The 21070-nt window shown below is 47.8% G+C and carries 17 protein-coding genes; 10 read left to right on the top strand and 7 right to left on the bottom strand.

All coding sequences use genetic code 11. The features are described 5' to 3' along the window. Nucleotides 1-34 precede the first annotated feature (34 nt). Nucleotides 35-5089, top strand: coding sequence for a putative type IX secretion system sortase PorU2 (porU2, locus tag ACYVB1_RS01135; protein ID WP_460919627.1), 5055 nt, complete (start codon nucleotides 35-37; stop codon nucleotides 5087-5089). Nucleotides 5090-5151: 62 nt separating this feature from the next. Here the strand turns inward: porU2 and ACYVB1_RS01140 are convergent, their stop codons facing one another. The 3 genes from ACYVB1_RS01140 to ACYVB1_RS01150 are packed head-to-tail and all read right to left on the bottom strand — an operon-like array spanning nucleotide 5152 to nucleotide 7818. Beyond that, nucleotides 5152-5640, bottom strand: coding sequence for a dihydrofolate reductase (locus tag ACYVB1_RS01140; protein ID WP_460919629.1), 489 nt, complete (start codon nucleotides 5638-5640; stop codon nucleotides 5152-5154). A gap of 4 nt (nucleotides 5641-5644) precedes the next feature. After that, the gene (gene fmt / locus ACYVB1_RS01145) at nucleotides 5645-6574 is read right to left on the bottom strand and encodes a methionyl-tRNA formyltransferase (RefSeq protein WP_460919631.1); all 930 of its coding nucleotides are present in this window, start codon (nucleotides 6572-6574) and stop codon (nucleotides 5645-5647) included. Nucleotides 6575-6576: 2 nt separating this feature from the next. Next, nucleotides 6577-7818 carry an exo-beta-N-acetylmuramidase NamZ family protein gene (locus ACYVB1_RS01150; RefSeq protein WP_460919708.1) on the bottom strand — a complete coding sequence of 414 codons (1242 nt, stop codon included), beginning with the start codon at nucleotides 7816-7818 and terminating at the stop codon, nucleotides 6577-6579. Nucleotides 7819-7877: 59 nt separating this feature from the next. Between ACYVB1_RS01150 and ACYVB1_RS01155 the strand changes: the two genes are divergently transcribed. Then, the gene (locus ACYVB1_RS01155; RefSeq protein WP_460919633.1) at nucleotides 7878-9086 is read left to right on the top strand and encodes an ABC transporter permease; all 1209 of its coding nucleotides are present in this window, start codon (nucleotides 7878-7880) and stop codon (nucleotides 9084-9086) included. A 93-nt stretch (nucleotides 9087-9179) separates the two neighbouring features. Here the strand turns inward: ACYVB1_RS01155 and ACYVB1_RS01160 are convergent, their stop codons facing one another. The 3 genes from ACYVB1_RS01160 to ACYVB1_RS01170 all read right to left on the bottom strand — a co-directional run bounded on the left by ACYVB1_RS01160 (nucleotide 9180) and on the right by ACYVB1_RS01170 (nucleotide 11418). After that, nucleotides 9180-10016: a mechanosensitive ion channel family protein gene (locus ACYVB1_RS01160; protein WP_460919635.1), complete on the bottom strand. Its 837-nt coding sequence runs from the start codon at nucleotides 10014-10016 to the stop codon at nucleotides 9180-9182. A 96-nt stretch (nucleotides 10017-10112) separates the two neighbouring features. Next, entirely contained in the window at nucleotides 10113-10811 is a 699-nt protein-coding gene (locus tag ACYVB1_RS01165) for a peptidoglycan DD-metalloendopeptidase family protein (protein WP_460919637.1), read from the bottom strand. Between the two features lie 46 nt (nucleotides 10812-10857). Next, nucleotides 10858-11418, bottom strand: a complete 561-nt coding sequence (locus ACYVB1_RS01170; RefSeq protein ID WP_460919639.1) for an HNH endonuclease — start codon at nucleotides 11416-11418, stop codon at nucleotides 10858-10860. A 264-nt stretch (nucleotides 11419-11682) separates the two neighbouring features. On the opposite strand from ACYVB1_RS01170, the gene ACYVB1_RS01175 reads away from it, so the two are divergent. The 3 genes from ACYVB1_RS01175 (at nucleotide 11683) to ACYVB1_RS01185 (ending at nucleotide 15563) form a co-directional block, all read left to right on the top strand. Continuing rightward, a complete protein-coding gene (locus ACYVB1_RS01175) occupies nucleotides 11683-12771 on the top strand; it encodes a 2Fe-2S iron-sulfur cluster-binding protein (protein WP_460919641.1) in 1089 nt (362 codons plus the stop codon). A gap of 121 nt (nucleotides 12772-12892) precedes the next feature. Continuing rightward, nucleotides 12893-14617 (top strand): M3 family oligoendopeptidase, encoded by a 1725-nt coding sequence (locus tag ACYVB1_RS01180; protein WP_460919643.1) that lies wholly within the window; start codon nucleotides 12893-12895, stop codon nucleotides 14615-14617. A 124-nt stretch (nucleotides 14618-14741) separates the two neighbouring features. After that, nucleotides 14742-15563 (top strand): copper resistance protein NlpE N-terminal domain-containing protein, encoded by an 822-nt coding sequence (locus tag ACYVB1_RS01185; protein WP_460919645.1) that lies wholly within the window; start codon nucleotides 14742-14744, stop codon nucleotides 15561-15563. Nucleotides 15564-15685: 122 nt separating this feature from the next. Here ACYVB1_RS01185 and ACYVB1_RS01190 read toward each other — a convergent pair whose 3' ends face one another. Then, nucleotides 15686-16315 carry a TetR/AcrR family transcriptional regulator gene (locus ACYVB1_RS01190; RefSeq protein WP_460919647.1) on the bottom strand — a complete coding sequence of 210 codons (630 nt, stop codon included), beginning with the start codon at nucleotides 16313-16315 and terminating at the stop codon, nucleotides 15686-15688. A gap of 303 nt (nucleotides 16316-16618) precedes the next feature. On the opposite strand from ACYVB1_RS01190, the gene ACYVB1_RS01195 reads away from it, so the two are divergent. The 5 genes from ACYVB1_RS01195 (at nucleotide 16619) to ACYVB1_RS01215 (ending at nucleotide 21051) form a co-directional block, all read left to right on the top strand. Then, nucleotides 16619-17392 carry an enoyl-CoA hydratase/isomerase family protein gene (locus tag ACYVB1_RS01195; RefSeq protein ID WP_460919710.1) on the top strand — a complete coding sequence of 258 codons (774 nt, stop codon included), beginning with the start codon at nucleotides 16619-16621 and terminating at the stop codon, nucleotides 17390-17392. A gap of 50 nt (nucleotides 17393-17442) precedes the next feature. Beyond that, nucleotides 17443-17937, top strand: coding sequence for a sterol desaturase family protein (locus ACYVB1_RS01200; RefSeq protein WP_460919712.1), 495 nt, complete (start codon nucleotides 17443-17445; stop codon nucleotides 17935-17937). After that, on the top strand, nucleotides 17909-18784 hold the full coding sequence (locus tag ACYVB1_RS01205) for a MerR family transcriptional regulator (protein ID WP_460919649.1): 876 nt from the start codon (nucleotides 17909-17911) through the stop codon (nucleotides 18782-18784). Before ACYVB1_RS01200 ends, ACYVB1_RS01205 begins: the two co-directional genes overlap by 29 nt. A gap of 226 nt (nucleotides 18785-19010) precedes the next feature. Continuing rightward, complete coding sequence (locus ACYVB1_RS01210) at nucleotides 19011-19526, top strand: RNA polymerase sigma factor (RefSeq protein ID WP_460919651.1); 516 nt, start codon at nucleotides 19011-19013, stop codon at nucleotides 19524-19526. A 28-nt stretch (nucleotides 19527-19554) separates the two neighbouring features. Then, on the top strand, nucleotides 19555-21051 hold the full coding sequence (locus ACYVB1_RS01215; RefSeq protein WP_460919653.1) for a phytoene desaturase family protein: 1497 nt from the start codon (nucleotides 19555-19557) through the stop codon (nucleotides 21049-21051). Nucleotides 21052-21070: the final 19 nt, after the last annotated feature.

Genomic DNA, 21070 nt, shown 5'->3' on the forward strand with positions numbered 1-21070 from the left:
TTGCCTGGCCAGGCAGAAAATAGATAAGCTATACATGATAAAGCGACTTTTACCCGCAATCTTACTCCTTTTGGCTTTTATGTCCGGAGGCACCGTGCAGGCGCAGGAAGTATACGGGAACGAGTGGATAAATTACTCCCAGACGTACTATAAGATCAGCGTGATCAATACAGGTTTGCACCGCCTGGATTATAATTTTCTGGAAAGCCTGGGACTGAGAGGTGTGAACCCACAACACCTGCAGCTTTTTCGCCGGGCGAAGGAGGTCTCTATCTATGTAGCCGGGGAGGCCGATGGCAGGCTGGATGCGCAGGATTACGTGGAATTCTTTGGCGAGCGCAACGACGGAGCCCTTGACCAGGAACTCTATAAAAACCCGGCCCACCAGGTACACCAGCTTTATAGCTTATACACCGATACAGCAGCTTACTTCCTGACAGTAAATGCTGCCGGTGGAAAACGTATGCGGGAGTCGAACCCCAGCATTGCCGGCCGCACGCCGGAACCTTACCATTTGCAGAAGGCAAGAAATGTAAATACTGACCGCTTTAACTACGGGAAGCTATATGATATTGTAAACCGCCAGGTAAGAATGCCGTGGATGGATGAGGGGGAAGGTTATTTTTCTCATAATTCTATCAATCCCAGGAACTATGAGATTAGTAATATCACCAATATAGAGCCTGCAGGATCAAGACCATATGTAGAATATGCCACTGTTGGTGCAGCCTTTGAGTATCATAAACTCAATGTGAATGTGGTTGCTCCTGCTGGTACCCGAAAACTTAATTACTTTGAATATGACTTTTATGCCTCTGCAAAAGACAGGCAACCTGTTGAATTCAGTGATATCAATGCGCAGGGAAAACTTACCCTACAGGTAGCACCTGTTGCTACTCCGGCTAATCTAAACTCTATTAGTTTTGCCTATGGTATACTTACTTACCCCCAGAAGCCGATTTTTGCGGGAACAGCTATGTTCCTGTACACTGATTCTACCCGTAGCTCAACCCCATTTTTTAGTCTCTCGAATACCCCTGCTACTGCTGTAGCTTATGATGTAACAGACCCATACAATGTTTTGAGGATAGAAGGTCATCTTGGAGGCGCATGGAAAGGCTTTGTAGTAGATGCTGGTAGCGGTAGAACACACAAAGTATTAATTGCTGATGCTGCCCAGCCGCTGAGGCCTGCTAAAGTTAACAGGACTGGAATCAAGTTCAGGTCTATTGATCCCAGCAATCACAACTACATTGTCTTAACCAACAGACGCTTGATGAAGCCTGTTGCAGGCAGTAATCTGCCTGCTCCCCAGGAGTATGCGGCTTATAGGGCTTCTCCTGGCGGCGGAGGATATGATACGTTGCTTGTGCAGATGGATCAGATTGTCAATCAATTCCATTACGGTGACTTTTCTTCCAATGCCATACGCCGCATGGTGCGGTTTATGAGTACATCTGCGAGGCCAACGCAGATGTTTATCATTGGAAAAGGAGTAACATACGCAGCTCAAGAATACTTTTCTAGCTACTATCCAGGCAAGTTCAGCTATTATCAGGTTGGTGCCCGGCACCCCAGGGTTTATGAGATGGATTTAGTGCCTACAGGTATTTCTCCTTCCTCTGATTTAGTGTTTTCAGTAGATTATAGGAACAGTTCTTATGTTCCGACAGTGCCCACCGGAAGATTATCTGTTACAACACCAGAGGGTGTGATAGCATATCTGAATAAGATAAAAGAATATGATGCAGTAAAAGAGGGTGTAGCCTGGCGAAAAAACATATTGCAGCTCGGTGGTGGCAATACCGCACCTGAAATAAGACGGATTTCTAATTATTTAAAAGGATATGCTGCTATAGCTGAGGGTCCTTTGTTAGGAGCTACTGTAACAGAAAGATACAGGCAAAATGTAAGTGAGGTGACAGAGTTTGTGAACGTGTCGGAACAGGTAAACAGAGGTCTCTCCTTGCTTACGTTCTTTGGGCACAGTTCTACAAGCACAAACGATTTGGATATAGGGTATGCGTCAAGTGCTGTTAATAACTACCAGAATAAAGGCAAATACCCCATCATATTGATGAATGGGTGCAACTTGGGGAATAGCTTTATTCCTAATTATGTCTCATTTGGTGAAGATTGGCTGAAAACGCCTGATAAAGGGGCTGTTGCATTGTTGGCGCATATTGATACAGGTGAATTAGGCTACCTGAACATGTACTCCACCAGCTTCTATAAGGTAGCTTTCCAAGATCCAGAATTCTATGGAACAACTTTGGGCGCAGTACAGCAGGAGACAATAAAACGTGTGATGCAGGAGACTGCAAGTAGCTGGGCTATTGCCATGGTACTGGAAATGACTTTGCAGGGAGACCCTGCCTTGAAGCCGTACAACCCAAGCAAGCCAGACTATGTCATCAGAGAAAATGGCTTTAAAGTGACTGGGCTAGATGGAGGTGCTGTCACAGCAGCAGCCGATTCATTTATGGTAGCATTTGATGTAGACAACCTTGGTAAGGCCATTACCGAGCCTGTGTATGTTTCTATAAAGCGAACTTTATCTGATAACAGCGTTATTCTTCAGGATGCTATTCGAATCGAGCCGATTATCGAGGGAAGAAGAGTGACATTGAAGTTGCCGAATAAAGGTATAGTGTCAGCGGGAATGAACACATTCGAGGTTAAGCTGGATAGCCCTAATGCTGTGGAGGAACTGAATGAAGAAAATAATACGGCCGTTTTTCAGCACTTTTTCCCTATCAGCGGAATCACTACTGTCTATCCTTCCAAGTACAGCATTATTGGAACAGAGAAAGTGAAACTGGCTGTACAGGCTACAGCCTTGAGTGATAACCAAGGCTTCTATTTTGAGATAGACACTACCAGAACGTTCCGAAGTCCGTTGCGCCAGTCTCAGACGATAGCCAGCGCTAAAGTGCCTGTATGGGAAGTCTCGCTACCTGCTGCCAGCAGCGACAGTACAGTATATTATTGGCGTGCACGCTTTACAAACTACGAAGCAGGAGAGGACACTGTCTGGGCCAGTAGCTCTTTCCGACATATCACAGGAGCTAAGGGAGGCTGGTCACAAAGCCATTACGGGCAGTTGCAGGATACTAAATCTGTAGGTTTTGATTCTCTGTCAGAAAGTAACAGGACGTGGCAGTACAGTAACATCCAGAAGTTTATAGAAATCAAAACGGTGGGTGGAGATGCAAGATTTTCTTTTGCGCATCATGGCCTTTTCATGAACGGAGCACAGGAGCTGAGCGGTTCCTGTGGTAACCCTGAGGGTAACTCTTTTGCGAGAATGTATTTCATCGTAGTAAATAATGTCACTTTAGAGAATGTTACCTCGCTGCCTGGGCAGGCTTTTTGTGGCGTTGTGCCTTATCTGTTCGATACAGGGAACCTATCGCAGGCTGCGAATGTGGCTAAAATGAAAGCTTTTTTAGACGCTGTGCCGGCAGGATATTATGTAGCCGCTATTAGCATCAACAAAGTGCCTTTCCATACATTCTCTGCCGAAGTGAAGGCAGCTTTTAACAGCATTGGCTCCAGGTTGATAAACACGCTTCCTGCAAATGTGCCTTTTGCAATTGTAGGGCAGAAAGGGGCAGCCATTGGAACGGCGCAGGAAATGACGGCTTCGGCAGATGATGCAACACCTGCAACTTCTCAATCCATTGCCCTAAGCACTACTTTAAAATCTACAAGAGCAGCTGGCTCCATTACCTCTGCTGCCATAGGGCCTGCCCTTGCATGGGAAACGCTACACCATAACATAGAAAGCTTTGAAGGAGGCGACGACAAGTACACCCTGAGTGTAATCGGTATTGATATAACAGGCAGCGAAGATGTGCTGGTAGAGAAAGTGCAGCAGAAGGTGCTCGATATTTCAGCCATTGATGCTAAACGGTACCCCAACCTGAAGCTGTCCGCTTTTATTTCCGACTCTACAGCCCGAACAGCACCCCAACTGAAGCAGTGGTTTGTGTACTACGAGGGTGTTCCGGAAGGTATTATCAGGCCGGACCTGGTTCAAGTAAGCAGTGAAATGCTGACGGCACAGGCCAGTGGAGGACGCATTTCGGTACCTATGGCTTTCCAGAATATTTCACACACTGCATTTCGTGATTCGGTAGTGGTGGAGGTAACATTATCTGGCGATGGCATTCAGCCTTCTGTCTCACGGTTCAAGATTAAGCCTGTAGCAGCAGGGGAAACTGTAACTTTTAACCGCACTATTTCTACTCAGTCATTAGAGGGTAATTATAAGCTGAGTATGTACGTGAATCCGCGCCTGCAGCTCGAGCAGCATTACTTCAACAATATTTATGAAGTAAACTTCGGTGTAAAACCAAAGCTGCATCCTATCATGGATGTAGCCTTTGATGGTATTCATATCCTTGATGGCGACCTTGTTTCGCCAAGCCCTGTGATAAGCGTAACACTGAAAGATGAGAACCGCCACGTGTTCCTGCAAGATCCTACAACCATGTCCCTTATCTTAATCAAAAATCTTGAAGATGGAGGAAGTGAGGAGAAGGAGGTGTCTCTTCTGAATAATCCGCAGGAGGTAACGTATACTGCGGCCACAGAGCAGAATGACTTTAGGTTAGAGTACAAGCCTTTGAAGCTGGACGACGGCAAGTATCGCATGGAAGTGCGCGCGCGTGATGCAGCAGGTAAGGCTTCCGGCATATCGCCGTACAGAATAGGCTTTGAAGTAGTCAGTGAGGCAGCGGTAACGAATTTCTACCCGTTCCCGAACCCATTCTCCTCTAAAACCAACTTTATTTTCACGCTTACCGGTAGCACCATACCTGAGCATATGAAAATCCAGATCCTGACTGTAACAGGTAAAGTGGTAAAGGAAATCATGAAAGAAGAGTTAGGACCGCTGCGTATTGGCAATAATAAAACAGAATATGCCTGGGATGGCACCGACATGTATGGAGACAAGCTGGCAAACGGCGTTTACCTGTACCGGGTGGTTATGAGCAGAATTGACGAGGAAATGAAGCACCGGAATACCTTTGGCGACAAAGCCTTCAAGAATGGTTACGGTAAGCTTTATATCCTGAGGTAAGAGAAAAATAAAAACAATAGCACACAAAAAAGGAGCACTCTGTGGTGCTCCTTTTTTGTGTGCTATTGTTTGCGATCCAACTTCAGAAAGCTGTAACTGTACTTGTTCTTCTCGTCCGGCTCATGGTGTTCCTGATCTACTGTTTTCCAGTCGTCCTCCTTCAGTTCCGGAAGGTAAGCATCGCCTTCAAACGTGTGGTGGATACGGGTAAGGTAAATAGTGTCTGTCAGGGGCAGTGCCTGGCGGTAAATCTCCGCGCCACCAATAATGCAAATAGTGTCATCCAAAGCCTTTGCTCGTTCAATGGCCTCTTCCAAAGAATGTACTACCACGCACCCTTCTGCCGCATAATCCTTTTGAGTGGTAATAATGATGGAGGTGCGTCCGGGTAAGGGCTTACCTATAGATTCATAGGTCTTGCGGCCCATCAGGATAGGGAGACCCATCGTAATCTGCTTGAAGTGGCGCAGGTCAGCGGGCAAGTGCCAGGCAAGGCCATTGTCTTTTCCGATAACGTTATTTTCGGCGGCGGCTACAACAATCGTTAGCATCAATCTATAAATTAAAGGTGTAACCTCTCAACAAATCCTGAACCGGCATACGCTTTTTACCTTCCATTTGCAGGTCAAGGATTGAAAGAGCACCGGCAGCAGTTTGTACATGCAGGAAGGTTTTATTGTCTGTTATGATTTGGCCGGGTGCTAAATCATAAGCCGTGTTTTCTAAGGTCTCTGTTTTGAAAATCTTAAACGTCTTGCCGTTGAAGCGGGTCCAGGCGGCAGGGTAGGGACTAAGGCCTCGGATAAAGTTGCGTACCTGGTGGGCTGGCTGGTTCCAGTTGATCTCACAAGTCTCTTTGTAGATCTTGGGGGCATGTTTCGTTTCAGCAGAGGTAACCTGCGGCTGAGGCTGTACCTCATCGCGCTCAATGGCCTGTACCGTGCGCAAGGCAAGTTTGGCACCCTCATACTTTAGTTTTTCATACACTGAACCAAAATCGTCGTCCTCTGTAATGGACACGCGCTCCTGGAAAATAAGGTCGCCGGTGTCTATCTCGTGTTTTAGGAAAAAAGAAGTGACGCCGGTTTCTTTCTCACCGTTGATGATGGCCCAGTTGATAGGGGCCGCACCGCGGTACTGTGGTAAAAGGGAACCATGAATGTTGAAAGAACCCAGTTCCGGCATTGCCCACACCACCTCCGGCAGCATCCGGAACGCCACGATGATTTGCAGGTTTGCATTGTAGCTGCGCAGTTCGTCTAAGAAAATTTCTGACTTCAGGTTGGTGGGCTGTAGCACCGGAATGCTTTGGCTCACGGCGTATTCCTTTACCGGTGACTGATTAAGCTTCTGCCCCCTACCTGCAGGCCTGTCTGGTGCCGTGATGACGGCTACTACATTATAATGATGTTCCACGAGTGTTTGCAGGGTAGGCACGGCAAAATCGGGTGTGCCCATAAACACAATTCGTAAATCTCTTGTCATCTTTAGTTATTTTCAGGGTAAAGCAGGTACTGCTCACGTAGGTTCTTGTATTTAGACAAGGCTGGTTCCCAACTGGCGCGTATCTCTGCCTCTGTTTTACCGGCTTTTATCTGCTCCCTCAGTTTGCTGGTGCCTGCCAGTTTCTCAAAGAAGTTGTTGAAGAACTTGTCTTTCTGGGTAGAGTTCTGGTACATCTCCTGCAGGTAAGCCAGCGTGAAAGGCTGGGCTTTGGCTGGAACAGTTAAGTCCATTCCATAGCAGGTTTGCCCTTTATGAGGCGGATTGGTGGCTCCTGGAGTACTTTCAGGAGTAAACTTAAAAGTTTTAACAGTATAATAAGGGCTGCCAATTACCTGAAAGGGTGCAGGTGTGCCCCGGCCGACGCTTACATTGGTGCCCTCAAACAAGCAGAGCGATGGATACAAGGTGATAGCCTGGGCATTTGGCAGGTTAGGTGAAGGCTTTACAGGCAGTATATAGGCAGTGTTGTGTGTATAATTTGCCACCGGAACCACGGTCAGATCCGCCTGCCGCTGTCCCTCCAGCCATTTTTCTCCGTTAATCATCTCAGCCAATTCCCCCACCGTCAGGCCATGCACTATCGGGATGGGGTGCATGCCCACAAACGACTGTTGCTCTTTCTCCAGTACCGGGCCGTCTACGTAATGGCCATTGGGGTTCGGGCGGTCTAATACCAGCACGGGCTTGTTGTTTTCGGCGGCGGCCTCCATAACATAATGCATGGTGCTGATGTAAGTATAGAATCGGGCACCAACATCCTGGATATCGAATACCAGTACATCCAGGTCCTTCACCTGCTCTGCCGATGGTTTTTTGTTTTTGCCATAAAGCGAAATGATAGGCAGGCCAGTCCGGATGTCTTTGGCGTCTTTTACATAAGCCCCTGCATCAGCCTCGCCCCTAAAACCATGTTCTGGTGCGAAAATTGTAACCACATCCACACCCCGGCTCAACAAGGTATCCACTAAATGCGTTTGGCCAACAACGGAAGTCTGGTTTACTACCAGGCCAACACGCTTCCCTTGCAGTTGAGGGAGGTACAGTTCCAGCTGTTCGGCACCGGTTTGCAAAGGCTTGGCCTGTGGTTCCGGAGCAGGATCGGTAATAGTCGTCTGTTCAGCTGACTGAGGTTGTTCCGGTGCTGTAGCCGGTGCTTGCTTTGGGGCACAATTGCCTAAAGCAAGCAGAAACGAAGTATAGAGTACAAGCATGGGCTGTGTCATAGTCATAAGGTATAAGTCAAAATTCATACCTATCTTTAAGGCTGTTAAGAAAAAGGCGAGTGAATATCTCCAAATACATATCTGATAAGATATCAGAAGTGCAGGCCGGCTCATTTACGTCGTCGGTTACAAAAATAGCAATAATCAGCATAGCTGCAGGCATTGCCATCATGATCGTTTCTTTTGCGATTCTAGAAGGCTTCCGGGACGAGATCAGGCAGAAGATTTTTTCCTTTGGGGCACACCTGCAGGTGAGCAAGTACGATACGAACAACTCGCTGGAAGGAGCCCCTATCAGCAGGAATATCGGTGTGGCCGATTCCGTAGCCGGTATAAAGCAAATTCAGGCTTTTGCCCGTAAAACGGCTATCATCAAAACAGATGAAGAAGTGCTGGGGGTAGTGCTAAAGGGAGTTGGGGAAGACTATGACCTGAGTTCTATGCGGCAGAACCTGAAGTCTGGTGAATTGATTACGTATTCCGACACCGCCTCTTCGAAAGAAGTGCTTATCAGCCAGAGCGTGGCAAGTAAACTGAGTCTGGAAGTAGGGGACGAGGCTATATTTTATTTTATCCAAAACCCGCCTCGTGCCCGAAAGCTCCAGGTAAAGGGTATTTTCAACACTGGCCTCGAAGAATTTGATGAGGTTTTCGTGATTGGGGATATCAAGCTAATACGGGAACTGAATAACTGGCCCGACACGCTGGTAGGAGGCATCGAAATTGTGCTGAAGGATTTTGAGCAGATAGACCAGGCGGCAGACCAGGTGTTTGAGCAAATGAATTATGATTTGCAGCTGGAGAAAATCACAGACCGCCATGCGCAGTTGTTTGACTGGCTGAAGCTGCTGCGCAAGAATGTTATTATTTTCCTGGTGCTTATCATTTTTGTGGCTTCGTTCAACATGGTTTCCACCGTGTTTATCATGATTATCGAGCGAATTAATATGATAGGGGTGCTGAAAGCAGTGGGTGCTACCGATGCGCAGATACGGCAGGTGTTTTATTTCCGGGGCCTGAAGCTGACCATCAAAGGCTTGATTTGGGGGAATCTGATTGGTCTTGGTTTCTGCGCCATCCAGTATTACTTCAAAATAATCCCGCTCGACCCGGAAAACTATTACATGGACACAGTTCCTATCAGCTGGAATGCTGGTATCATTATTGGGCTCAACGTTATTACACTGCTTCTGACGATGCTGGCCATTCTCATTCCTGCTGCCATGGTGGCCCGCATTAAGCCTGTGAAAGCCATTAAGTTTGATTAAGAGTTGGTGTTGCATTAATGCTTATTTAAAACAATCCAGCTATAAACAGAAAGCCCCGCTTAACGGCGGGGCTTTCTGTTTATAGCTGGATTGTTAAGGCCTGTTATTCTGTTGCACAGCAATTACCTCCCGCTTCTGCACCGGAGCCGGCGCTTTCACTCCATTTTCCTCGAAGGCTATTTTCACGCGCTCGTTCATCTCCCAGTTCAGTGGCCAGAACTCTTCTTTTTTAGCCCAGAGGCGCATGCTGATGGTGAGAGAATACTCTGTAAAAGCTGTGACAGCAATCACCGGGGCAGGTTCGGACAGAATACGGGGATCCGAGTCAATCAGGCTTTGCAGTAGTTGCTTTACAGCCGCCAGGTTGTTCTCCGGGCTTATCACAAGGTTGAGCTCCATACGGCGTGTAGGTTCCACAGAATAGTTTACCACTACGCTGGAAGCCAGCGGGCCGTTTGGCATGTAAATTACCTGGTTATTGCCTGTTTTGATAACCGTGTTGAAGATGTTGATAAGGTGTACTGTACCCATCTGCCCCTGTGCCTCTATGAAATCACCCACCCTAAACGGCTTAATGGTAAGTATGAGTACACCACCAGCAAAGTTAGAAAGGCTCCCCTGCAGCGCCAGGCCAATCGCCAGGCCGGCAGAACCCAGCACAGCAATAAAGGAGGTCATCTCAAGGCCGAGTTGCGCTACCACCAGCACAATCAGTAGCACCCATAGGGCTATGTTGATGATGCTTCCCAGGAACGGCCGCAAAGATTCGTCCACTCCTTTGCGCAGCATCAGGGCTTGAAGCAACCTGTTCAATCGCCTGACTACCCAGGCGCCAATGATTAAAATCACGATGGACACAAGAAGCCTTAAGCCATACAGCATGGTAAAGTTTAGCACCATTTCGCGGATAGAATCAATATCGAGCACCATGTTTGGGTTTTATTTCAGGTTACAAGAAAAGGCGCTGCCAGCAAAAGCAGTGCCAAAAGGTGGCAATTTTACTTAAAAATCAAGGGATTCGCAAGGTTAAGCCAGGTGGCGGGACTGCAGTATCAGGTTTGGGTTAGGACAAAGAAGCTGATATTTCTCTTTTTCAGCAGTTGTAGCCACACCCGGATAGTCTCCTTCTTTTCCACCCATGGAAGCCATTACCTGGAAGTGCAGGTGAGGAGGCCAATGGCCGTTTTCCGGGTAAGGCCCCACCTCCGCAATCTTATCACCTTTAGAGAAAGGCTGTCCTTTTTGCAGCCCCTGCAGCGAAGCACGGGTCAGGTGGCCGTAAAGGGTATAGAAGGTGACACCTTCCAACTCATGTTGCAGGATGATAGTAGGGCCGTAGTCGCCAAAGTTATCATTGTCCTGGAAGGAGTGCACGGTGGCATCCAAAGGAGTAAACACAGCGGTGCCTGCCTCCAGCCACACATCCACACCCAAGTGCAGGTTACGGCTTTCCGAGGCTACGTCAAAATGCTGGCTCCGGCGGTATATGAAGCGGTCTTCCAGATAGCCGCCCACGCCCACAGTGGCTCCTTTCTCATGCAGCATCTGCTGCACGGCGGCGTTGAAAGCTGCTGTGTCCTGTAAATCTGTTTTTTGAAGCAGGGTGTTGGCTTCCGTGAAGTTTAAGGTGCAGACGTTATCACTATTCAGGTCGGCGGCCAGTACGGGGGCAAAGGCATGGCTGTGCCTTCTTAGTATTTCGCTAAGGTTGTTTGCGTATTCCATAAAAAGGAGGAGGGTGAAAAGAGCCTCCTGCAAGTATAAGCAGAAATCAGCTGATAGCCTCTTCTTCTACATGCTTAGAGAGTGTCTTCAGGCTTTTTGTCTTACCAAAAAGCTCTTCGGACTTTTTGCTGTAAGCAGATGCTGCCTCCTGCAGGGTCTCGAAGGTGCCCAGGTTAATGCGCTGCTTGTTAAAATGAATGATGGCCCTATACTTCTGCGCTTCCTTGTGCACTCCTCGTACCCCAAGCTTGTTTCCTGTTTTAGAAGTGTTGCGTACAATCTTGCAAAGTGGTGCCCATTCCAGGTTTTCAAGGCGGCAATCCAGTTTGTTGCCGTTTTTGAAGTGCACGTACAGCTTCAGGTCGCTCTCCGGCTTCTGGAGCAATTGCTCGCCAATCATTTTATGCAGGTAAATCGTCTCGTTGCGGTACTTGCCGTTTTTGAGAGGCCAGTTCTTCTGAAAGAAGGCGTAGCCGTTGGAGTGGATACGTAAATGCTTCAGAAATTCTATCTGCTGCAGGTATACGTTTTTTTGGATGTACTCGTAGGTTCTGTCATCTACGACTACCGTTTTTTCACAGTTTTTGAGGGTTAGTTTGTACAGCATGTTGTTTTCATTAATACTAAGACCAGGTAAGAGGCATAGGTAGTAGGCATCAATACATACCACAGACGCAGCGTGCTGTAAAGTTGCAGCTTTTTTTATATCTAATACAACTAATATTCATAAAAAATGTTATTCTTTTTATGAATTATTTCCTGTAAAGCCACTTTCTATACGCATTTTTCTCAGAACAGTCCGGATTATTGTAACTTTCAGCTTTAAATGTAGTTCTTAAGCAAGACAATTTAGCGCAAACAAAGTACAAGCATGAGTAACCCTTACCTCAACCTGAAGGTTGTAGCTATCACAAGAGAAACACCAGATGCCATTACAATCTATTTTGAGCATCCCGATAAAAAAGTCATCTCATATAAACCCGGCCAGTTCCTGACGCTGATTCTGCCGATCGATGGTAAGGAAGTGCGTCGTTCCTACTCTCTCAGCAGTACTCCCCATGAAGCTCCCCGACTTGCCGTAACAGTGAAGCGCGTGGAAGGAGGCCTTATGTCAGGTTATTTGGTAGACCACCTGCAGGTAGGGCAGGAGGTGAAGGTAATGGAGCCATTGGGTAATTTCTGCCTTACCTGCGCCCCTTCCAACCAGCGCCAGGTGATCCTGTTTGGTGCCGGTAGTGGCATAACCCCCCTTATGTCTATACTGAAAACTGTACTTACAGAAGAGCCTGGCAGCAAAGTAACCCTGCTGTATGGTAACCGCGATGAAAATTCTGTCATTTTCAAAGAGCAGCTCCAGCAGTTAGAAGCAGCTAATCCTAATCGCCTGCACATAGAGTATATTTATAGCCAGCCGAAGCATGACTGCGAGCATCGTGGCCGCATGAACCAAAGCTTTGTCCTCAAAATTCTGGAGCGCCTGCAACTTACAAGGCTACAGGAAGCCGTTTATTTTATGTGTGGACCCGAGGGCATGATGGAGGAGGTGCGGCATGCACTGGATGTATTGCATGTACCGGCCGATCGGATTTTCCGGGAAAGCTTTGTGAGCAGCAAAGTACTGGAACCACAGGGAGCCCAGCAGCCACAGCATGGAACAGTAACTCTGTTTGAGGATGACGAAATAACCACGCAAACCGTCACCATCATTTACGAAGGCGCAGAATATACCGTAGAAGTGGAACCCGACCAAACGATACTGGAGGCGGCGCTGCAGCAGGATATTGACCTGCCTTATTCCTGCCAGGCAGGATTGTGCACCGCCTGCCGGGGCAAATGCCTGAGCGGTAAAGTGCACCTGGAGGAGAGTGACGGCCTGTCAGATGCTGAAATAGGAGAGGGATATGTGCTCAATTGTGTGGGACATCCTTTGTCCGGTAATGTGGTGATAGAAATCGACTAAGCGTTTTATAACGTATATAAAAGCAGCGCAACTGATACAATTATTTGTGGCGCTGCTTTTTTTGTACTTTCGTAAGAAGTCAATATATTGCGTTTTCAAAATATTTATTGCCATAATAACAATGCAAACAACCGAGCTGGCAATTCCGAAACGGAAGCCAAGGGTATACCTGGAAGAAGATTTTCAAATAGAATCCTGGCAGACTTTGCAGCCATACTTTGATGAGCTGAAAGCGCGCAGAATAAATTCAGTGGAGGAGCTGGAGAAGTGGATGCAAGACCGAAGCGAACTGGAAAGTGTGCTGTCTGAGGACCTTGGCTGGCGTTACATCCGGATGACCTGCGACACACAAAACGAGGAGACCACCAAGGCGTTTCAGTATTTTGTTTCCGAGATTGAGCCTCAGATTGCACCCTACGATCATGAGCTTAATCTGAAGCTGATGCACTCGCCTTACGTGAACAGCCTTGACAAGGAAAAGTATAAAATCTATTTGCGCGGGGTGGAGCGCGCATTGGAAATTTTCCGGGAAGAGAATATTCCCCTGCAAACAGAAATCAGCACCAAGCAGCAGCAGTACGCCGCGATTACAGGGGCTATGACTGTGACACTGGACGGAGAAGAGATGACGCTGCAGCGCGCTGCTGATCGGCTGAAGAAAACAGACCGTGCTGTGCGTGAAGAAGCATGGCACGCGATACAGGGGCGTCGTTTTATGGACCGCGAAAAGCTGGATAGCCTTTTTGACGAGTTGCTGCAGCTCCGGAACCAGGTTGCGCTGAACGCTGACTTCCCCAACTTCCGTGACTATATGTTTGCCGCCCTCGGCCGTTTCGACTATACACCGCAGGACTGCTTTGACTTTCACCAGTCCATACAAGAGACAATTGTGCCCCTGCTCACCAAAATAGACGTGGAGCGCAAAACCAAACTAGGCCTGGAGCAGCTACGCCCATGGGATTTGGACGTGGATCCAAGTGGCAAAAAACCACTGGAGCCATTCCAGAAAGGAGAGGAGCTGCTGGAGAAAACAGTGCAGGTGTTTTATAACCTGGATACTTTCCTTGGCGATTGTTTAGCCACAATGCGCGAAATGGGCCACCTGGACCTGGAGTCAAGAAAAGGGAAAGCACCGGGCGGCTATAATTACCCACTGGATGAAATCGGGGTGCCTTTCATCTTTATGAATGCCACCTCCAGCCTGCGCGACGTAATTACGATGCTGCACGAAGGAGGCCATGCTGTACACTCCTTCCTGACGCGGGAGATGAGCCTGAACGCCTTTAAGCATCCGCCTTCTGAGGTGGCGGAATTGGCCTCTATGTCTATGGAGCTGATCTCGATGGATTACTGGGATACCTTTTTTGAGGACGAGGATGAGCTGCGCCGTGCCAAGCGTACACACCTGGAGAGCGTGCTGGAGACATTCCCGTGGGTGGCGACAGTAGACAAGTTCCAGCACTGGATTTATGAACACCCGGATCAAACGCCGGAGCAGCGCCACCAGGAGTGGGTGAATATCTTCGATAACTTCAACCATAAATTGGTGAACTGGGACGGGCTGGAGGAGTATAAGCCATTTATCTGGCAAAAACAGCTGCACATTTATGAGGTGCCGTTCTATTATATAGAATACGCTATGGCGCAGTTGGGTGCTATAGCTGTCTGGAAGAACTACAAAGAGAATCCTTCTGAAGGGCTGGCTGCCTACAAGCGTGCTTTAAGCCTTGGCTATACGGTTTCTATAGGAGAAGTGTATGAGGCGGCTGGCATTAAGTTCGATTTCAGCACAGACTATATCAAGAGCCTCGCAGACTTTGTGCAGGCAGAGATGGAAAAGATTTAGCTTTTCCTATACCTAAATGAAAAGCCCCGCTACTGCATGCGGGGCTTTTTGATTTCAAGCCTAAATCAGTGTGCAGGTTCCGGTTCATATGAACAGCACAGGAGCGAAGGTCGTACAACACAATATGAAAAGAACTTATACATCTGTTTATATAGGGCTGCTGTTTTGGGTAATGGCCGCCTGTACAACTGATCCTGCCTCAAACACAGCCACCACCACTATTCCCTCCGGGCCTGTAGATGTTGCCGTTGGAGGCGGTATACTGCCAAACAGAATGCCTTTTAATGTAATTGGCACATGGCATGGGATTATTCCCTGTATTGACTGTCCGGGTATAACCTATGATTTAAGGCTGAATGAGGATAACACATTTGAAGAGACGCGGGTTTATCAGAACATGGATACAGGTCCAGCCATCCGGACTGGTACCTGGCGCATAACGGATGAGGGAGTGCTGGAGTTAAATGACAGGGATGCTGAACGTACACGGTTTGATCTTTCGACAGCGGGTGAATTGAATATGCTGGATGAAAGCGGAAATCCTATTGAAACACCAATGGCAGGCGTTTACAGCTTAAGAAGAGATACAGAGGTAGGTGATACGGACACACGACTGTGGAGCGGAAGGGTAGGGGTGGATTTTGTGGCAACAGGAAATGGGCCAGGCTGGCTGCTGGAAATTGACATGGAGAAAGGAATTTACTTTAAGACGCGCCCTGCCGAAACAATCTCGTTGAGTGCGCCAGTGCCAGCGCCAACCAAAGAAGGAAATATCACTAGGTACCGTGCCCAGACTGGAAATGGTGAACTGCTGGTGGAACTGACGGAGACACCTTGCACAGATGACATGTCCGGTCAAAGCTCGCCCTACACAGTTCGGGTTACAGCACAGGGTGAAAGCTTTGATGGCTGTGGCACATACTTGGGGGAGGCCGGAACTAAGTAAACTGTATGTCGCTCAAGCTGCTCTTAAAACAAAGCCCCATCTGTGTCAACAGTTGGGGCCTCTGAAGGTTAGGTAATGTGTGCCGTGCCTTGGTATGGCATGGCAGGTTAAGCTTGTTTCAATCAGGTTGTTTTAAGGTGAGAGTTAGTTATAGTGGTGTCTGTTTTTGTTCTTAATCCCATTAGCAGCATGTGAGAGAGGTTGTGTGCAATTTCTGCCGGCGCCATTTTGCCTTCCGGCTTGTACCAGGTATGAATCCAGTTTAGGCCGGAAAGTATAGTTAAAGCCGCAAACTTCTCATCCGGTACCGTAAACTCCCCACTTTCTATGCCCTCTTTTATAATGCCCCGGAAGCGTGCTTCGTACTTGTCGCGGAGGGCCAGGAACTCACTATGAAAAGGCTCACTCAGGTGGCGCCATTCGTGCAAGAAAACCGCAGAAGCCTCTGTATTATTTGTCAGTACCTGTACGTGGGCCGCAATGGCATGCTGCAAGCGTTCTGTGGCTGTGCCACCTGTAGCCACCGCGGTATCCATGGCTTCAAAAAACTCATCTGCCATTCGGAAACACACCCGCTGTAAAATCTCTTCTTTTGATTTGATGTGAGAATATATGCTGGCGGCCTCTATGCCCAAAGCATTCGCCAAGTCGCGCATAGATGTAGCTGAAAAGCCTTTGGATTTAAAAAGCGCCGTGGCCGTTTGTTCTATTTGTTTTTTCCTGCTCAATGCTACCGCAAATAGTGTTACCAAAGATAAGTAGCCTAACGCTTGTTAGCAAATTTGTTTTAAGAAACGTGCTGCCAGACCATGAGTTGGCTGTGAGTGAGTTAGAAGATGAGTAGAAAGTGCAGGTACCGCAAAAGGTGGTTTACTTTTTGCTTTGGTATCTGTGCACAAGTTACGTCCCTATCCGTACTTCTGCTAATTTTCTAAAGCTTTACAAGTTAGCTTGCGTATTTGTGTAACCTTGCCTACCTTTTTTAAGCTATACCTATTACTGATTTGGAGAACGATACTATGACTGACCTGACTAATACAATAGAGAAGCGGACGATGGATTTTGTGCACTACGAAGTTAAAGATCGTGTCGGATATGTTACGCTGGCCCGTGCCGAGAAACGTAATGCACTTAATTTTGAGGTGGTGCTGGAGCTGAAGCGTGCTTTTGCCATGGCAGAGGACGACGAGGCCTGCAAAGTAGTGGTACTGCGTGCAGAAGGGAAGGTGTTTTGTGCTGGGGCTGACTTAGAGTACATCCAGCGCCTGCAGGAGAACGAATACCACGAGAACCTGCTCGATTCTACACACCTGATGGAGCTGTTCCGCCAGATATACACCTTGAAGAAGGTAGTAATTGCGCAAATTCATGGCCACGCCATAGCAGGCGGCTGTGGTTTGGCGGCTATATGTGATTTCGGTTTTACCGTGCCCGAAGCCAGGTTCGGTTATACTGAGGTAAAAATAGGTTTCATTCCTGCCATTGTAAAAGTTTTTCTGCTGCGCAAGATAGGCGAATCAAGAGCCAAGCAGTTGCTGCTGACCGGCGACCTGATTTCAGCAGAAGAGGCAGAACGTTATGGGCTGGTACATCATGTGGTGCCTGCGGCTGAACTGGAGGAGCGTGTTTTTGCCTTTGCCCAAAAACTTTGCAACGAGAACTCCCGTCAGTCGATGGAGGTTACCAAGGAGATGATAGCCCGCGTGCAAGCGATGGGGCTGGAAGAAGGCTTGCAGTATGCCTCCGAAATGAACGCAGTGGCCCGTAGCAGCGAGGACTGCCAGCGCGGCATCGCTGCTTTTCTAAACAAGGAGCCTATTAAATGGTAAACCTCTGTTTAATTTTTTAAACTATTTGTTAAACTTGCTGTTCTTTGGGTATGCTACTGGGTATCGGAATCATGCTGGCAACTTTTGTGGCGATGGAAGGCGTGGCCTGGGTCATGCATAAATATGTGCTACATGGTTTTTTGTGGTTCCTGCACAAGTCGCATCATACACGCCATAATCATGTTTTTGAGCTAAATGACCTGTTTTTTGCCTATTACGGCACTTTAGCCATGCTGTTCTTTATTTTTGGCAGCGACCCCATTGATTACAGGTTCTGGATTGGCGCAGGAGTGACCCTTTATGGCGTGGCATACTTTCTTATTCATGATGTGTTCATCCACCGGCGCATCAAAATTTTTGGGAATACGTCTAGTGTTTATCTCAAAGCTTTAAACATGGCCCATAAGGTGCATCATAAAACGAAGGGGAAGTATGGTTCAGAGTCTTTTGGGATGCTTTGGGTGGCACCCCGGTATTATAAAACAGCATACGAAATAGTTAAAAATAAGGAAAAACGTGGCTCAGTACACCATCAAGGAACTTGAACATCTTTCAGGGATAAAAGCGCACACCATTCGCATATGGGAGCAGCGCTATAATATCCTTAACCCAAAGCGCACTGACACTAATATCCGTTATTACGACGATGCAGACCTTAAATCGCTGCTGAACATTTCACTGCTGAACGAGCGGGGCTATAAGATTTCGAAAATAGCCCAGATGGAGCCTGAGCAGATAGTGAAAAAGGTAACGCAGCTGTGCGATGCTCCCTGTGAATGCTCCCATCATGTCAGTGCCCTTGTATCAGCAATGGTAGACATGGACGAGGTGAAGTTCGAGAAGCAACTTTCTACGGCTACCCTGCAACTGGGTTTGCACCAGGCAATGGAGCAGGTAATCTATCCCTTTCTGCACAAGATTGGCATCCTATGGCAGACGAATAACATTACGCCCGCACACGAACATTTTGTGAGCAACCTGATCCGCCAGAAGCTGATTGTGGCCATAGACGGGCAGGTATTGCGCAGAAAAGAGAATTCCCCTACTTATCTTCTGTACCTGCCTGAAGGAGAGCTGCATGAACTGGTGCTGCTCTACATGAATTATATCCTGCGGGCAAATGGCCAGCATGTGGTGTACCTGGGGCAAAACCTTCCTTTTAAGGACCTGGAGTTGACGTATGAGCAGTTTAAGGCCGAGTACATCTGCACGGTGATGACTTCCCTGCCCGAGCGGGATCAGGTGCAGGGGTATCTGGACCGGCTTTCCCGGCGCTTTTCGCAAAGCACCATCTATGTGTGTGGCATACAAGCGCAACATGATTTTCTGGTTTTCCCTGAAAACGTAAAACGCCTTACCTGCATGCAGGACTTGGTAGAGAAACTGAAATAGAAGATTTTTTCTTGGCAATCTGGGCTCCTGCTCCTGTCGTATTTATGGCAGGGGCAGGAGTTTTTTGTTAGATGCTGTTCGCCTGCTATAACGGTACATACACGGGTTATAATCGGGTGTTTGTCGATATTGTTTAATAATGTAGAAAAATAAGTTAAACAAATTAAGTTTAATTTCTCAAAGATGCGTATATTTGTTTATGCTTTACCCACAAAAGTATCAACAAATGACTAGTATAGAATTCAATAACCTTGTACAGAATGTGGCGCTGTCTCTTCGGCCAGTGGCAATGAACCTGACCCGCGACGTGGACGATGCCAAAGACCTTGTGCAGGAAACAATGTTGAAAGCGCTCACGAACCGCGATAAATTTAAGTCTGGTACTAACCTGAAGGCATGGTTGTACACCATCATGCGCAATACGTTTATAAACAACTATAATAAAATCACGAAGCGCAGCAGCAACATCGACAGTTCTGAGTACCTCCAGTACCTGAACACAGATGAAAGCTACATTACACAAAACAAAGGCACGGCAACTTTCGTCATGAATGATATAAACAAGGCCATTGCCAACCTGAGCGAGGAGCACCGGACGCCTTTTATGATGTATTATATTGGCTATAAGTACCTCGAGATAGCAGAGAAGCTCAATATCCCGATTGGCACCGTAAAAAATCGTATCCACATTGCCCGCAAAGAGTTGAAAGACGCGCTGAAAGTATATAACCGGGACGTATAACTGACCTTTAATAACCGTAGCTCCCTTCATGGCGCAAACAAAGATACTTGTAATCGGATCTGGTTTCTCAGGTCTTTCGGTGGCAACCTGCCTTGCCAATCAAGGCTTTGATGTAACAGTACTGGAGAAAAACAGCAGCCCCGGTGGAAGAGCAAGAAGCTTTTCTGCCGAGGGCTTTACTTTTGACATGGGGCCCAGCTGGTACTGGATGCCCGATGTGTTTGAGGCCTATTTCCGCCACTTTGGCAAGAGCACGTCCGACTATTACGACCTCAGGCGCCTGGACCCGTCTTACACCATAATTTTCGGGGAAGATGATTTCATGCCCATTCCTGCCTCACTGGACAAACTGCGCGCACTGTTTGAAAGCCTGGAAAAAGGCAGTGCAAAGGCCTTAGACAAATTCCTGGAGCAGGCAGCATATAAGTATGAGGTAGGCATCAACCAGCTGGTGTATAAGCCCGGCAGGTCAGTAACTGAGTTTATGAGCCCGCGCCTGCTGTTGGATGTGCTGCGTATGGATGTTTTCCAGTCGATACATAAACATATCCGACGTTTCTTCTGCCACGACAAAATCATCAGGCTGATGGAGTTCCCCATCCTCTTTCTGGGAGCCCTGCCTGAAAACACGCCGGCCCTTTACAGCTTAATGAACTATGCGGACATCAGCCTGGGCACCTGGTACCCGATGGGCGGCATGCACCGGATTGTGGAAGGCATGGTAAAACTGGCAGAGGAGAAGGGGGTAACGTTTCTGTATAACCAGGATGTGCAGCGCATAGAAGTGCAGGAGGGAGTGGCAAAACAGGTGCTGACAGCCACTGATGTGTTCGAGGCAGATGTGGTGGTGGCAAGTGCCGATTACCACCATGTAGAAAAAGAGTTGCTGCCAAAGGCCTCCCAAAGCTATTCTGACAGCTATTGGGAAAAGCGTGTGATGGCGCCCTCGTCATTGCTTTTTTACCTCGGCGTAAGCAAGCGCCTGCAGAACCTGCAGCACCACAATCTTTTTTTTGATGAAGATTTCGGGCCGCATGCCCACGAGATATATACAGACCCAAAGTGGCCGGATAAGCCGCTTTTCTACGTTTCTGCTCCTTCTGTTACAGACCCCTCGGTAGCGCCTGAGGGTTGTGAGAATCTTTTTGTGCTGATACCAGTGGCCCCAGGCCTGCAGGACTCGGAAGAAGTGCGGGAGAAGTATTACCACATGGTCATGGACAGGCTGGAACGGCTGACAAAGCAGGAAATCCGTAGTAACGTTATATACAAGCGCACCTATGCCCATAGAGACTTTATAAACGACTACAATGCTTTTAAAGGCAATGCCTATGGCCTGGCAAACACCCTGATGCAGACGGCCCTGCTGAAGCCAAGCCTGAAGAGCAAAAAAGTGACAAACCTTTTTTACACGGGGCAGCTAACTGTTCCCGGGCCGGGTGTGCCACCGTCCCTTATCTCAGGGCAGGTAGTGGCGAGGGAGGTAGCGAAAGAATATGCTGTGCCCCTAGCCGTAAAAGTGTAGAGTTCCTTAACCAACAAAG

The sequence above is a fragment of the Pontibacter brevis genome (assembly GCF_054779655.1).